This is a genomic window from Paenibacillus sp. SSG-1 (assembly GCF_002224835.1).
Classification (GTDB): domain Bacteria; phylum Bacillota; class Bacilli; order Paenibacillales; family Paenibacillaceae; genus Paenibacillus_AQ; species Paenibacillus_AQ favisporus.
This window is the reverse complement of the sequence record NZ_MBRK01000001.1, coordinates 4,685,592-4,700,036: the sequence shown is the minus strand read 5'-3', so window position 1 is coordinate 4,700,036 and position 14,445 is coordinate 4,685,592. Positions and strand designations below refer to the sequence as shown.

The 14,445-nt window shown below is 55.4% G+C and carries 10 protein-coding genes; 8 read left to right on the top strand and 2 right to left on the bottom strand.

Features of this window, described 5'->3' with window-relative positions; translation table 11 throughout:
* The first annotated feature begins 207 nt into the window (after positions 1 to 207).
* Complete coding sequence (gene nagZ / locus BCV73_RS21775) at positions 208 to 1,950, top strand: beta-N-acetylhexosaminidase (protein WP_089548506.1); 1,743 nt, start codon at positions 208 to 210, stop codon at positions 1,948 to 1,950.
* A gap of 197 nt (positions 1,951 to 2,147) precedes the next feature.
* Entirely contained in the window at positions 2,148 to 3,251 is a 1,104-nt protein-coding gene (locus BCV73_RS21770; protein WP_089548505.1) for a Leu/Phe/Val dehydrogenase, read from the top strand.
* 207 nt (positions 3,252 to 3,458) lie between these two features.
* On the opposite strand, the gene BCV73_RS21765 is transcribed toward BCV73_RS21770, so the two are convergent.
* The gene (locus BCV73_RS21765) at positions 3,459 to 5,462 is read right to left on the bottom strand and encodes a methyl-accepting chemotaxis protein (protein WP_318672479.1); all 2,004 of its coding nucleotides are present in this window, start codon (positions 5,460 to 5,462) and stop codon (positions 3,459 to 3,461) included.
* A gap of 710 nt (positions 5,463 to 6,172) precedes the next feature.
* Here BCV73_RS21765 and BCV73_RS21760 point away from each other — a divergent pair.
* Both BCV73_RS21760 and BCV73_RS21755 read left to right on the top strand, forming a co-directional pair.
* On the top strand, positions 6,173 to 6,820 hold the full coding sequence (locus tag BCV73_RS21760; RefSeq protein WP_076173642.1) for a GntR family transcriptional regulator: 648 nt from the start codon (positions 6,173 to 6,175) through the stop codon (positions 6,818 to 6,820).
* Positions 6,821 to 6,866: 46 nt separating this feature from the next.
* Positions 6,867 to 8,036 carry a helix-turn-helix domain-containing protein gene (locus tag BCV73_RS21755; protein ID WP_089548504.1) on the top strand — a complete coding sequence of 390 codons (1,170 nt, stop codon included), beginning with the start codon at positions 6,867 to 6,869 and terminating at the stop codon, positions 8,034 to 8,036.
* Between the two features lie 60 nt (positions 8,037 to 8,096).
* Here BCV73_RS21755 and BCV73_RS21750 read toward each other — a convergent pair whose 3' ends face one another.
* Positions 8,097 to 9,002: an RraA family protein gene (locus tag BCV73_RS21750; protein ID WP_089548503.1), complete on the bottom strand. Its 906-nt coding sequence runs from the start codon at positions 9,000 to 9,002 to the stop codon at positions 8,097 to 8,099.
* A gap of 960 nt (positions 9,003 to 9,962) precedes the next feature.
* Here BCV73_RS21750 and BCV73_RS21745 point away from each other — a divergent pair.
* The 4 genes from BCV73_RS21745 to BCV73_RS21730 all read left to right on the top strand — a co-directional run bounded on the left by BCV73_RS21745 (position 9,963) and on the right by BCV73_RS21730 (position 14,302).
* Positions 9,963 to 10,928 carry a carbohydrate ABC transporter permease gene (locus BCV73_RS21745; RefSeq protein ID WP_084204072.1) on the top strand — a complete coding sequence of 322 codons (966 nt, stop codon included), beginning with the start codon at positions 9,963 to 9,965 and terminating at the stop codon, positions 10,926 to 10,928.
* A gap of 53 nt (positions 10,929 to 10,981) precedes the next feature.
* Positions 10,982 to 11,752, top strand: coding sequence for a carbohydrate ABC transporter permease (locus BCV73_RS21740; protein WP_076173753.1), 771 nt, complete (start codon positions 10,982 to 10,984; stop codon positions 11,750 to 11,752).
* 72 nt (positions 11,753 to 11,824) lie between these two features.
* Positions 11,825 to 13,093, top strand: a complete 1,269-nt coding sequence (locus tag BCV73_RS21735; protein WP_256992941.1) for an ABC transporter substrate-binding protein — start codon at positions 11,825 to 11,827, stop codon at positions 13,091 to 13,093.
* Positions 13,094 to 13,318: 225 nt separating this feature from the next.
* Positions 13,319 to 14,302 (top strand): mannonate dehydratase, encoded by a 984-nt coding sequence (locus BCV73_RS21730; RefSeq protein WP_089548502.1) that lies wholly within the window; start codon positions 13,319 to 13,321, stop codon positions 14,300 to 14,302.
* The last annotated feature ends 143 nt before the right edge of the window (positions 14,303 to 14,445 follow it).

Here is a 14,445-nt window from a genome sequence, read left to right as displayed (position 1 = left end):
GAGAAGGAATCGCAGGGGGAACCGGATCCGGTATACCGAAATTGAAATCAGAGTGATGGATCATTGAAGATTCGAATCCTATCAGAATCGATATTTTAAATCATGCTGTCATGGATTTGGGAGCGATGATGGTATTTCGCAGATATTGGAATCAGATCGGAATCAGCAGCGCAATTGATACAGCATATGAGCTAGGGGGATATCACGATGAATCAGGAACGGAAGATCGATCAGCTGATCAAGAGCATGAGCCTGCGGCAAAAAATCGGGCAGATGTTCGTTTGCGGCTTTTGGGGGACGGAAATCAGCGAGGAGCTGCGGCAGTTCATCAGCACGCATCAGATCGGCGGCGTCATTTATTTCGCCCGCAACGTGAAGACGACGGAGCAGGTGGGTAGGCTGAGCCGGGATCTGCAGCAGGCGGCCGCAGCGTCGGGGACGCTGCCTCTGTGGATTTCCATTGATCAGGAAGGCGGAATGGTCGCCCGGATCACGGAAGGCGTCGCTCTGATGCCGGGAAATATGGCGCTGGCCGCCGCGGGCTCGGCGGACTGGGTGTACGAGTCCGCGCGCGTCAGCGGGGAGGAACTGCGTTCCCTTGGCATCAACCTGAACTTTGCGCCGGTGCTCGACGTGAACAACAATCCGCTGAATCCGGTCATCGGCGTCCGTTCCTATGGGGAGTCCCCGGAAGCGGTGGCGGAGTACGGGACGCTTGCTTTCCGCGGTCTGCAGGACGCGGGCGTCGCGGCCACGGCGAAGCATTTTCCCGGGCACGGGGATACCGCCGTGGACTCCCATCTGGACCTGCCGACGATTACACACGACCGGGAGCGGATGGATGAGGTGGAGCTCGTTCCGTTCAAAAAGGCGATCGCCGAAGGCATCGACGCGGTCATGTCGGCGCATATTTATTTTCCGGCGCTAGAGCCGTCCAAGCTGCCGGTAACGCTGTCGCATGCCGTGCTGACCGGCCTGCTGCGCGAGGAGCTCGGCTACGATGGCGTCGTCATGACCGACTGCATGGAAATGAAAGCGATCGCCGAGCATTACGGCACCGTCAAGGCTGCGGTGATGGCGGTCGAAGCGGGAGCGGACACCGTCCTGATTAGCCAGACCCCGCAGCTGCAGGTGGAGGCGATGGAGGCACTGGAGCAGGCGGTCCGCTCCGGCCGGATCGCGGAGAGCCGAATCGACGCCTCCGTGCGGAGGCTGCTTGCGCTGAAGGCGAAGCGCGGACTGCTCGGGAGCCCGGCGGAGCTGGGGACGCTGCGGCCGGAGCTGGACGGGCAGGTTGTCGAAGACTTGCATGGGCTGCATGACGAGCTGGCCCAGAATGGCAAACAGGCAGCGCCCGGACTGCGGGACAAGCTCCCCGGGAGCGCAGCCCACATGGATCTGGCCCGACGGATCAGCGAGGCAAGCATTACGCTGGTGCAAGCAAGGGATGGCATCCTGCCGCTGAAACGGGAGCGCACACTGGTCATCTCGGTCGCGGCTGCCGCGCTGACGATCGCCGACGAAGCGATCGCGAGGACGGAAAGCCTGGGCAGCGCCCTGGCCGCACAGGGGATCGACGTGAGCGACCGTCAGGTGCCGCTGGCCGAAGTGGCGGAACAGGCGGGCCGCCTTATGGAGGAAGCCGAAGGCGGGGAGGTGCGGCAGATCGTCGTGGGCACGTACAATGCGCAGTTTGACCCGGCGCAGATCAAGCTGGTCCAGGATTTGCTCGCGCTTGGCAAACCGGTCGTGGTGGCCGCGCTTCGCAATCCGTACGACCTGATGTGTTTTCCGGAAGCGTCTGCACTGGTTGCGGCCTACGAGAGCCGCCCGCTGGCGCTTGTGAGCACCGCCAAGGCGATAGCCGGCGCTATCCCTTTCAAAGGGAGCCTGCCGGTATCGCTCGGCGCATCGTATCCCGCCGGTTGGGGGTTGCAGACGAAAGCGTGAGAAGCAGGGACAAAGCATTTTAAGACGGCGTCAGCCGTCTTTTTTGTATTCATGCGTGCCTAGTCGGGTAAAGCCCGGAAAGTCGGATAACACGGGTGAAAACTTTACTTTCAAGTCAAATCATTACTATAATGATCCTGTTACGCTTATAAGCGTGAGTAGCATGAGGCATGAAGCACAATGGAGGGAACACCGATATGGAACTGTTTAGCGCAATGGAACAGTACGATTATGAGCAGCTGCTTTTTTGTCAGGACAAGTCATCCGGACTCAAAGCGATCATTGCGATTCACGATACGACGCTCGGGCCGGCACTGGGCGGGACCCGGATGTGGACTTACGCTTCCGAGGAAGCCGCAATCGAAGACGCATTGCGCCTGGCTAAGGGCATGACCTATAAGAACGCCATTTCAGGCCTGAACCTGGGCGGAGGCAAGACCGTCATCATCGGCGATCCGAAAAAGGACAAGAACGAAGCGATGTTCCGGGCTTTCGGAAGATACATACAAGGATTGAACGGCCGCTATATTACGGCAGAGGATGTCGGAACAACGGTGGCCGACATGGATATCATTCATCAGGAGACGGATTATGTGACCGGGATTTCCCCGACCTACGGCTCGTCCGGCAATCCGTCGCCGGCGACGGCCTACGGCGTATATCAAGGCATGAAGGCCGCCGCCAAGGAAGCCTTCGGCTCGGATTCGCTGGAAGGCCGGACGATTGCGGTGCAGGGCGTCGGCAGTGTGGCTTTCCACCTGTGCGAGTATTTGCATCAGGAGGGAGCCCGGCTGATCGTGACGGATATCAACGAGGAGGCAGTCAGCCGCGCGGTGGAGAAGTATAACGCCACTGCGGTGGCGCCAGGAGATATTGTCGGCGTTGATTGCGATATTTTCTCCCCCTGTGCGCTGGGCGCCATCATCAATGATGAGAGTATTCCGAAGCTGAAGGCAAAGGTTATTGCCGGCTCGGCCAATAACCAGCTGAAGGAAGCCCGGCACGGAGACCTGATTCACGAGCTGGGCATCGTCTACGCGCCGGATTACGTCATTAACGCCGGCGGCGTCATCAATATTGCCGACGAGCTAAACGGCTATAACAAGGACCGCGCCTGGAAGCAAATCAGCGGGATCTATAACAGCATCTCCCGCATCTTCGACATCTCCCGGGAAGCCGGCATCCCGACGTATGCCGCCGCGGACCGGCTAGCGCTTGAGCGCATTGAAACGCTCAAAAATACGCGCAGCCCGTTCCTGCAAAACCCGCATCATGTGCTGAGCCGCCGCTTTGGGCATTAAGCGAGCACTTGCTGGAATTGTGACTGGGAACCGCTCAGGTTAATGGGGAAACACATCAACCTGCAAGCACTAAAAGGCATACCGACGGGGACACACCCGTATACACACCAAAAAGCGTACCGCTCGGACTTAAACCGTACGGTACGCTTTTTAACATTTCTTAAACCTCCGGGGCCGGGAAATCAAGCGGGCTGCTGCCCGCCCCCATCAGCCCTCCAGCTTGAAGCGGTCGATTTTCTCCTGCATGTCCACCGCCATCTTCGACAGGCTGTTCGCCGAAGAGGAGATTTCTTCCATGGACGCCAGCTGCTCCTGGTTTGCGGCGCTTACGCGCTCGAACGATGCGACCGTGTTGCGCGAAATGCTGGCCACTTCCTGCACGGAGGCGGACACTTCTTCGCTGCTCGCGGACATCTGCTCGGTGACGGCGGAAATGTCCTGGATCTGGTCGGTAATCTGCTTGGCGGACTTTTCGATATTGGCAAAAGCTTCGAGCGCCTCTGCCGTAACTTCCATCCCCTGATCCACATCGGACTGCACTTTATGACGCATCACGTTATACGCGTCAGTGATCAGCATCGTCATCTCCTGGATCGTGTGCTGGATTTCCTCCGCCGTGAGATTCGACTGATCCGCCAGCTTGCGGACTTCCTCGGCGACGACGGCGAAGCCGCGTCCATGCTCGCCGGCCCGCGCCGCTTCGATCGCGGCGTTCAGGGAGAGCAGGTTGGTCTGCTTAGCCACTTCGGAGATCGCCGTGCTCATTGCGGCGATGCTTGCGCTGTGGTCGTTCAGCTTCTCGATCAGCGCAGCAGACTCGTGCGTGGACTTCTTGATCGTGTCCATTTGCGTGCTGACCAGCTGAACCTTCCGGCTGCCGGCGTGCACGTCTTCTTCCGTACGGTTCGACGAATCGACGATGGTGCTGGCCGATTCGGCAATACGCTGGATACCGCTGGCCATTTCCTCCATCGTGCGCGCGCTTTCCTGCGCGGCGATGGCCTGGTTGTTGGCCTCCTGGGCTGAATCCGTCATCAGATTGGAGACGAATTCGACGCTCTGCGCGTTCTGCTCCGTACTGGCGGTCAGCTCTTCGCTCGAGGCCGCCAGCTGGCTGGAGGTTTCCGACATGTCCAGTACCATCCGGCGCAGCGAGTCGACCATGGCGTTGTAGTTATGCGCCAGGTCTCCGATTTCGTCTCGCCGCTTCGTCACGACGCGATCGTTCAGATATCCTTCGCTCACGCGCTTCGCCGAACGGTTCAGCTGCTCGATCGGACGCGTCATACTGCGGATGATGAAGAACATCACGATCAGCGCGGCAATAACGGCGATCACAAGAACGATGGCCGATGTCCAGAAGATTGGCGTCGTCGCCTTTGTATATTCGCTCTCCGGAAGGATGCCGACGATTTTGAAGCCGGTCAGCTCGTTGGTCACGAAATAGCCGCGCTGGCCAACGCCATTGATCGGATTGGTGTAGTCGAGCAGCCCTTCATTTTTACCCTGCATCGTTTTGAGCTGGTCGCCGACAAACTTGGCACCCACCTTTTCGGTCGGGTGCGACATCAGCAGGCCATTGCGGTCCACTAAGTAGATGTAGCCCTCGTTGCCAAGGTGAACCTGCTTCACGATGTTGTTGATGTTCCCGATGCTCAGGCTGATGTTGATGACCCCTTTGCCGTCGGGCAGCGTTTTGGAAATGGCGACCGCATAGTTTTTCGTCGTAGCCGAAATCGCCGGATCGTCGACAACGGCCTGCCCCTTGTTGTTCATGGCCAGCTTGTACCAGTTGCGGGTCCGGGGATCGAACTGCTGCTGACCGGGGTCAGGAGATTTCATCCAGGACCCGTTGTCGGTGCCGATCGAGACGATTTCGATTTCCGGATGCTGCGCTTTAAAATCGTCAATCAGGATTCGGGTCTCCACCGAGTGGTTTTCGATGTCGGCATACGTAATCTGATTGCTGAGCTGTTTCACGTTGGACAGCTGCATTTCAACCATCGTGTTGATCAGTTTGTCGAGCAGCATGACGCTTGATTTCGTAGTGTCCTCCATTTTGTCCTGAAGCTGTGCTTTGGCGCTGTTCACGGCGAAGACGGCAAGCACAACGGTCGGGATAATGAGCATCAGACAGATGAAGAGCATCAGTCTGCTTCTGAGCTTTTTAATGTTGAAAAGCCCGGATATTTGCTTGAGTAGCTTGTTCAAACGAGATTCCCCCTGCAGTCGATATAGGTCTAAAGTTCCGGCAGCACCTGTGTGAACAGGCGCAGCGCTTAAAAGAGCAGCTCCGGGCGGGCCGTATGTGCCGATCCGTGAGAATCCGTCAATAGGTATGTAATATATTTGAATGGATTCATCCGTTTCGGCGGACGGCATGCCTGAGCGGAAAGGATTCCGACCGGTTTTAGTTCCTATTCTATATTTCGACAAGTACCCCCGATATTTTCATATCTTTATTTCATAAACCGGCATTTTTTTCTGAAAAAATGAAAGGAAGAACCATTCATTTCCTGTTTTTTTCCTGAATAGGTAGGACGAACTATACGGGTTACACCGAAAATAGGGTGCATGGGATTGGCTTTTATTGGATAACATTCGATTGTCCGATGGCGGATAGGGCTTGCGGCGGGAAGGGGCAGGGATGGAAGCCCCACGGAAACGGATTGTCGATATACGCGAAAAGATCATAAAAAATCAAACCCTTTTCGTCAAAATTCTCCGTTGTCAGAAGGCATCTGGCCCCCATATAATGATGGAAACAAATTATCGATAATCGATAATAGCGGGAGGGATGATGGAACGTAAGTCAGCGAACCTATCGACCGACCGTTTTGAAAACGGTTACCTGACTGCCGTTTCGTACGTGTTGGTCAAATCTGCGGTCATGGATGATCGGCGAATGGAGACTGAGAGTCATGTCAAACAGCAGTTACATCCCTTTGGGGAATTCCATCAGCGAACAGATTTATTTGACGCTTAAGCGGGAAATTATCGCAGGCGAGCTGCAGCCGGGAACGCGGCTCATCGTGCTGGACATCGCGGGTAAATTTCAGGTCAGTCAGGCGCCTGTGCGCGAAGCGTTGGAGAGGATGAAGCAGGAAGGATTAATTAACGGCATTCCGAATAAAGGGTCGGTCGTTTCCAATATTACGTCGAAGGAGATCAGAGATATTTTCGTGCTTCGCGAAATTATTGAGGGTTACGCCGTGCGAACGTCTATGCCAACTTTGTCGGAGGATGATTACGAGCAATTGGAAATGATTATCCGGTCGATGGAGGAAGCCGTCGAGCGCGATGACACGCTGGGCATCCTCGAGCTGGATATGGATTTTCACGGATTTTTCTACAAACGCTGCGACAATCAGGCTATTCTGGAGCTCTGGAACCAAATGAGGACGAAGGTGATGCGCTTTATGGCCATCTCCAATCGTCATCACACGACGGATTTGCTGGCCGAGTGGCATCGGCGGCTGATCACCGTCCTCCAGACAGGGGACGGGGATGCGGTTGAGGAGGCTTTTATCGAGCATATGCATGCCTATAAGTTCATCCATATGGACTAGAACCATGCCTCTCGTTCGTTATCCTTTCACAAAGGGGAAATGAAGCATGTTAAATGAACGTTTCTTGTTCGATGACCAGGATGTTATGACTTGGATGAGGGACCGCCTGCTAAGGCACCTCATTTCCGGCAAAGCGAATATGAAGGGGGAACTGAAGGAAAGCCTGTCCCGGCTTCGCCTGAACCCGTACTATACGTTTCCCGCCATTGCGTTATTGGAGCCGACCGCTCCTTATGACCATGAGCATGACCGCTTGGCATATCTTGAGAACATGCGCGCCGATCTTCAGGAGCGTGTGCCGGAAGGGAGCGTTGTCTTTCTGGACGAGGAAGGGAGGATCGGACTGCTGTTCTCCTGGGTTTCCAAAGAGGTGCTGGTCCGGGTGCAAGCGATGCTTCAACAGCGGTTTCCCCATCCGGTGAACATTGGAGTAGGGAAGCCATGCAGCCACTTGAGCGACATCCATCTTTCTTACCGGCAGGCTTCGGCTGCACTGAATAACAAGTTTTACCGCGGGACGGGCCAAATCATCCATTACAGCGAAATCCGCCGGATGGAGCCGGTCGGGCGCTACCCGGCCGAGAAGGAGAGAAAGCTGTACGCCGGCTTCCGCTCGGCCGCTACGGAGGCGGAGATCGCAGAAGCGGTGGACCAGTTTTATGCCGCGCTGCTGGAGAAAGGCCCGATCGACGTGACGAGCATGTATGAGCTGACAATCCGGATGCTGGTCGGTATCGAAAAAAGGGTGATTGCCGACGAAGGGAATGGAGGCGCTTACAAGCCGTTTGAAGCGACGTCGCTGGTGAAGATCGGCACGCTGGATGAACTGAAGCGCTACGTCACCCGGTTTCTGACCGGCCTGTGGGAAGTCTTTTCGCCCACGCTCAAAGAGAGCCACCGCAGCCTTATTAAAAAGACCATTCATTACATGGAGCAGGAATGCCAGTATGCTTCGCTGCAGAGTGTCGCACAGAAGGTGTTCATTACGCCGACTTATTTGAGCCTGCTCTTCAAGACGAACACCGGCAAGACGTTCATTGAGCACTTGACCGAAATCCGGATCGACAAGGCCAAGGATATGCTTCGGACCACTCATTACAAAAACTATGAGGTCGCCGAAAAGGTCGGATACCAGGATTCCCGCTACTTTAGCCAAATTTTTAAAAAGAAGGTCGGTGTCTCCCCCAGCGAGTATCGGGAGTCGATCTGCAAATAGGCAGCGAAAAAAAGGAAGCAGGCCATTCAGCCCGCTTCCTTTTTTGTTGTTGTGAGCCCGCTACAGCCGCACGTCGCTCCGCGGACCGTCGAGCTCGTTTTTTCGAGCCTCCTCAAGCTCGGCCTCCCAGGTCAGATGCCGATACTCGGCGGCAGCCTCGTCGCTCTCAAACCACTGGGTGAAGTCCTCCCACAGCGCCGTGGTCCAGGAGGCGTCGATCTGCGCAGTGGAGTAGACGCCTTCTTTGAGCCGGACGAAGCCGAAGATGTCCCGCACCTGCGATTTCTCCGCCTGCACGGCCGTCAGTTCGGCCAGATGGGGAGGGATGAAGATGACGCCGGCCGGCGTGCCCAGCACCACGTCACCCGGCAGGCAAATTGCCTTGCCGATCCGGGTCGGCACGTTCATGCCTACCATGGTGACTTCACCGATGGCCGTCGGGTCGCTTCCGCGGTAATAGACGTTGATGTTCTTGATTTCGGACACCTGCTGATTGTCGCGGATGCCGCCCCAGATCACGGCTCCGCCGCGCTTGGTGCGGGTGGAGATGGCCGTCGAGAGGTTGCCGCCGACATAGGTGCCGAGGTGGACCTTGTCGAACATATCGACCACGACGACGTCATCTTCAACGAGAGAATCGATCACCCACTGGTTAAAGAAACCGCTGCGACCTTCCTGTTCATGACCGTAGTTCAGCAGCGTCTCATGCAGATCCGGCCGCTGCGGTACCATGACCGCGGTGACCGCGCGTCCCACCATGACCTGGTCGGGATGCACGATTCTGAAGTCGCCTTCAAACTGGAATTTGTAACCCCGGTGCCAGAGCGGCCCCCACGCTTCTTCCAGCGTAATTTTGCGGATTCTTCTCAGCACGTCTTCGGGCACCTTCGGCCGTCCGTTCTCGAACCGCTCGCCCTTCCACTGCGGCGTCAACTGAATGATATCTTCCGGATTGTCAAATTTCATTCCAAAATCCCTCCTCGATCAATGGATGCTTTCGAACCTAGTGCTTGATTCCATTGTTAAGGACGGATTCCGATTTGTCGATGCGACTTTCTTAAGATGATCGACTTTATAAATTTTCAGCAGAGCTGATCCATCTGATCATCACACAGCCTATCTATGACACTCTCCAGATCTCAAACCAAACGGCTTATCTATGACACTCTCCAGTCTCAAACCAAACGGCCTTTCTATGACACTCTCCGGATCTTAAACCAATCAACTGCTCCCCGGCACTCCGTAAATCTCAAATCAATTGGTCTTTTCCCCGCACTGCCCATTTTTGAAATAGCCCTCGTACAACCTTCTCTGTCCTTATCCAATGGACATATTCTTGTTTTGTTTTATAAAAGATGGACACGGCACTATATCCTTCTACGGGCGGCTAAAATGCAGATGTCTCTACATCTTGTACTAACATATAGATTCCAACCTATATATGGGATGGAGATTGAGAGTAAAGATAGGGTGCGTTTGTCCACCTTTTGAAAGACAAAATCACAATCTGTTCGTTGTCAGTGAACAAACTCCTGGAACGACAAATCTAAAGTTTTATTCGTTATAAGTGAACAAACTCCTGGAACGACAAATCTAAAGTTTTATTCGTTATAAGTGAACAAACTCCTGGAACGATGCACATCTAAAGTTTTGTTCGTTATATGTGAACAAACTCCTGGAACGATACAAATCTAAATTTTGTCGTTATAAGTAACCCAACATCATTGAAATGTACATCGAAAGTTATTGGCGTAATGGAGCATATCTCATTTTTACCACCTGAAGTTGAAGGAGCGGGGGGAGACGCAGACGGATTTTAAAAAAACAAACATTATCGTAAAATCGTCGCCTTTAATCATGAAACCGCTTTCGAATAAAGTAGTACTACAATCATTTTTATGATGATGGAATGCAAGAGGGGAGGAAATGAAAAGGATGGTTGCAGAAACGAAAACGACAGCCGAAGCGGAAAAGACCCGACGCGCCGTCCGAAAGCGCGCAAAGACCGGGGACACCCATTTGGCGGGTTACATCTTTATTTCCCCGTGGCTCATCGGCTTTTTACTGCTTACGCTGTGGCCTATCGCCCAATCGTTTTATTTGTCCTTTACCGACTACTCGCTGCTGGAAGACCCGGTCTGGGTCGGAACCGAAAACTACGTCAACATTTTTACGAATGATTCGACCTTTACCAAATCGCTTGGCGTCACCTTTTTGTTCGTCCTGTTCTCCGTGCCGCTGAAGCTGTTCTTCTCGCTCCTCGTGGCTATGGCGCTGAACCAGAAGTTAAAAGGCATGAACCTGTACCGGACGGCCATCTATTTTCCTTCGCTGATCGGCGGAAGCATTGCGGTGGCAGCCCTGTGGCGCAACATGTTCGGCCTCGACGGCTATATCAACCAGGTGCTCGCCTGGTTCGGTATCCAGGGCGTAGGGTGGATTTCCAATCCCGACACTTCGCTGGGCACGCTCATTCTCCTGAACACCTGGCAGTTTGGCTCGACGATGGTTATTTTCCTGGCCGGCCTGAAGCAGATCCCGCAGGAACTGTACGAATCCGCAGCCGTGGACGGCGCCGCGAAGATCCGCCGGTTCATCAGCATTACGCTGCCGATGCTGTCTCCCGTCATGTTTTTTAACCTGATCCTCGGCGTCATCGGCTCCTTTCAGACCTTTACCTCCGCGTTTATCATTACGAAGGGCGGTCCGGTTAACTCCACTTACGTGTATGCCTTGTATTTATACGAGAAGGCGTTCAAGCATTACCAGATGGGATATGCCTCGGCGCTGGCCTGGATCCTGCTCGCCATTGTCGCACTCCTGACCATCGTGAACTTCGCCGCATCCCGCTACTGGGTATTCTACGAATCGGAAGGAGGGGGAACGAAGTGAAGCTGAAGTCCAAGGTAACGAGTCATCTGTTTCTCTCCTTGTTCTCGCTTCTTATGCTGTACCCGGTCATCTGGTGGGTCGGCGCTTCCCTGAAAAAGACCGAAGAGCTCAGCCTGCCGACGATCTGGCCCAAGACGCCGATGTGGGAAAATTACAGCAAAGGCTGGCATTTCTCCAGCGAGTACACGTTCGCCCACTTCTTCGGCAATTCGCTCCTGATGGAGGTCGGCAACGTCTTCGGCGGGGTGCTGACCGCCGCCATTGTCGCTTACGGCTTCGGCCGGCTGAGCTTCAAGCTGCGGGGCTTCTGGTTTTCCATCCTGCTGCTGACGATGATGCTGCCCGGACAGGTAACGATCGTTCCGCAGTATATCCTCTTTAACAAGCTGGGCTTTGTGGACAGTTACGTGCCGCTGGTGCTGCCGCATTTTTTTGGCGGCGGAGCGTTCTTCATCTTCCTGCTGGTCCAGTTTATCCGGGGCATTCCCCGGGACCTCGACGAGGCGGCGAAAATCGACGGCGCGTCGGTGTACGGCATCTTCCTCCGGATCATTTTCCCGCTGATCAAGCCGGCGCTCATGACGGTCGCGATATTTACCTTTATCTGGAGCTGGGACGATTTCTTCGCGCAGGTGCTGTACATCAGCTCGGTCGAAAAGTTTACGGTCGGCCTGGCGCTGCGGATGTTCATCGACCAGTTCGATATCCAATGGGGACAGCTGCTCGCCATGTCGCTGTTGTCCGTCCTCCCGTCCATGCTTATCTTTTTGTTTGCGCAAAAACATTTTGTCGAGGGGATTGCGACGACCGGCCTCAAAGGGTAGCTTGGCTGCGTAATAAGATTTCACGAAAAAATGGCTGATATAAAACGAAAGGGGAAACGGAAGATGATGAACATGAGACGAATGAGCCTGGTCTCGCTCCTGCTGGCGCTGCTCTTCGCGATCACGGCCTGCAGCGGCGGCGGAAAAGGAAGCGGCAGCGGAAAGACGCTGAGCATCATGTGGTGGGGACCAGACGAACGGCACGAAGCGACCAAAAAAGCGCTGGACCTGTACACGCAGCAGCATCCTGACGTAAAATTCAAGCCGGAATACATGGCTTGGGATGCCTATTGGCAAAAGCTGCCGACACTGGCGGCATCGAAAACGATTACCGATGTTCTTCAAATGGACGCCGCCTATTTGCAGGAGTACGTTAGCCGGGGGCAGCTGGAGGATTTGTCCGATATCGACTTGACCGGTATCGTGGATCCCGGCGTTCTCGAGAATTTGAAGATCGGCGGCAAGCTGTACGGCATTCCGCTCAGCCAGAACGCGCAGGGGATCGCCTTCAACAAGGAGGATCTGGCGAAATACGGCATCCCGCTGCCGCATAAAGACTGGACGTACGACGAGTTTTTCCAATGGGCGAAGGATGCGCGTGCCAAGCTGCCGGAAGGCAAGTATCCGATCGGCGACACGACGACATGGGACGGCTTCAACTACTACCAGACGGCGATGGGCAAGCCGCCGATCATGGCTGACGGAGGCAAGACGTTCACGCTGGATAAAGACCTGTTCATGAAGTTCTACCAAACCTATGAACAGTTCCGCAAGGACAAAATCGTGCCTCCGGCGGACCAGGCGGCCTCGTTCCTGGAGAACGACCCGCAGGCGGACCCGATGGCTTCCGGCGTCGTCATGACCCGGGGTGCGACGACCGGCTCGGTCAGCGCGCTGGAGCAGCTGATGCCGGGCAAAGTGGGTGTCGTCAATATGCCGACCGGTCCGGCCGGCGGGGGCTGGGCACAGTCGACTATTTTCCTCAGCGTCAGCGCCAATTCGAAGAACAAGGAAGAGGCAAAAAATTTCGTCAAATGGTTCGTGACGGATAAGGATGCGGGAAAAACACTCGGACTGACCCGCGGCATTCCGATCAACCCGGAAATTTACAAGGAGCTCGAGCCGAATTTGGAAGCGAAGGATAAGCTCGGCAAGGAAATTTACGATCAGTCCGTCGACAAAGCGCTGCCGTTCTACTCGCCGGCTCCCGGATTCACGGAATGGGTGGACGCCTACAAGAAAGAGATGGACGCGGTCACGTTCGGCCAGCAGAGCCTGGAGCAGGCCTTCGACAAGATCGACAAGCTCGGCAAGGAGCTGGCAGCCAAAGCAGGAAGCTGAGCCGGGGAAGCAGCGCCTTTCGGGAAGCGGAGCTCCCGAAAGGCGACCCTTGTGACGAATCTTCCTAATGTACCGTTAAGCCGGAAACAGCACGGGGCGGTGGCAATATCAATCGGCGGGGAGCCGCATGAAAAAGCTTCTCTGTTCATGAGACGGTGCTGCTGTTATCCTGAATTGATATCCTAATGTTTATGAGTAAGCTAATGAGAAAGAGGTGTTCATTCCATGCAATTGGCGGAATTTTTCTCTTCGCAGCCGAACCGGCTGTGGCATTTGGCGAAGCAGATGAACGTGAACTATGCGGTTGGCGGCCTGCCGTGGGAAGAGAAGTCGGAGAAGCCGTGGGATCTGATGCCGCTGATCCGGATGAAGCAGCGGTACGCCGACTTCGGACTGACGCTGTCCGTCATCGAATCGATGCCGCCGAGCAACAACATCAAGCTCGGGACGCCCGGCCGCGACGAGGAGATCGAGATTTTTCAGCAGTTCATCGTCAACATGGGCGCCGCCGGCATTCCTGTGCTCTGCTACAACTTCATGGCACAGTTTAACTGGTTCCGCACCTCGACGACAACCCGCACGCGCGGCGGGGCGCTCGTATCAAGCTACGATCACAGCCTGATGGCGGATGCCCCGCTGACGGAGGCCGGCATCGTCACTGAGGCGCAGCTGTGGGAGAACCTGCACTATTTCCTGGAAAAAATCGTGCCCGTCGCCGAATCCGCGCAGGTGAAGCTGGCGCTCCATCCGGACGATCCGCCGATCTCGCCGATCCGCGGCGTGTCGCGGATTCTGACGAGCGCGGCCGCGCTGCAGCGGGCAATCGATCTGGTGCCGAGCGCATACAGCGGCATGACGATGTGCCAAGGAACGCTGGCGACGGCGGGCGAGGACATTCCTGCGGTCATCCGCCAGTTCGCCGGCCAGAAGAAGCTGTTCTTCGTCCACTTCCGTGACGTGAAGGGCACGCCGGAGAAGTTCGAGGAGACCTTCCACGACGACGGCAAGACGGATATGCTCGAAGCGATGAAGACCTATTACGAGGTCGGCTTCGACGGGCCGGCGAGACCGGACCATGTCCCGACGATGGAAGGCGAGGACAATACGAACCCGGGATATGAGCTGCTCGGCCGCCTGTACGGCGTCGGCTATATCACCGGACTGATGGAAGCGGCGGCCAAGATGAGCCGGGCTTCGGTGACGTCTTAAGCTTCGTTAATTTCGAAACAGAAAGATCAATAAAAGGTACGGATCCCTCCTATCCGTGCCTTTTCGTTTTGACGAGGCATGCCTTTCGTCGACAAAGGGGGATCAAAAGAAAGGGGGGCGGAGATCAGCGCCCTATCACGCGT

Excerpts from the sequence above, each read along its gene's own strand:
- nagZ (WP_089548506.1), top strand. The coding sequence starts at position 208 with ATGAATCAGGAACGGAAGATCGATCAGCTGATCAAGAGCATGAGCCTG.
- BCV73_RS21770 (WP_089548505.1), top strand. The coding sequence starts at position 2,148 with ATGGAACTGTTTAGCGCAATGGAACAGTACGATTATGAGCAGCTGCTT.
- BCV73_RS21760 (WP_076173642.1), top strand. The coding sequence starts at position 6,173 with ATGTCAAACAGCAGTTACATCCCTTTGGGGAATTCCATCAGCGAACAG.
- BCV73_RS21755 (WP_089548504.1), top strand. The coding sequence starts at position 6,867 with ATGTTAAATGAACGTTTCTTGTTCGATGACCAGGATGTTATGACTTGG.
- BCV73_RS21750 (WP_089548503.1), bottom strand. The coding sequence starts at position 9,002 with ATGAAATTTGACAATCCGGAAGATATCATTCAGTTGACGCCGCAGTGG.
- BCV73_RS21745 (WP_084204072.1), top strand. The coding sequence starts at position 9,963 with ATGAAAAGGATGGTTGCAGAAACGAAAACGACAGCCGAAGCGGAAAAG.
- BCV73_RS21740 (WP_076173753.1), top strand. The coding sequence starts at position 10,982 with ATGCTGTACCCGGTCATCTGGTGGGTCGGCGCTTCCCTGAAAAAGACC.
- BCV73_RS21735 (WP_256992941.1), top strand. The coding sequence starts at position 11,825 with ATGAGACGAATGAGCCTGGTCTCGCTCCTGCTGGCGCTGCTCTTCGCG.
- BCV73_RS21730 (WP_089548502.1), top strand. The coding sequence starts at position 13,319 with ATGCAATTGGCGGAATTTTTCTCTTCGCAGCCGAACCGGCTGTGGCAT.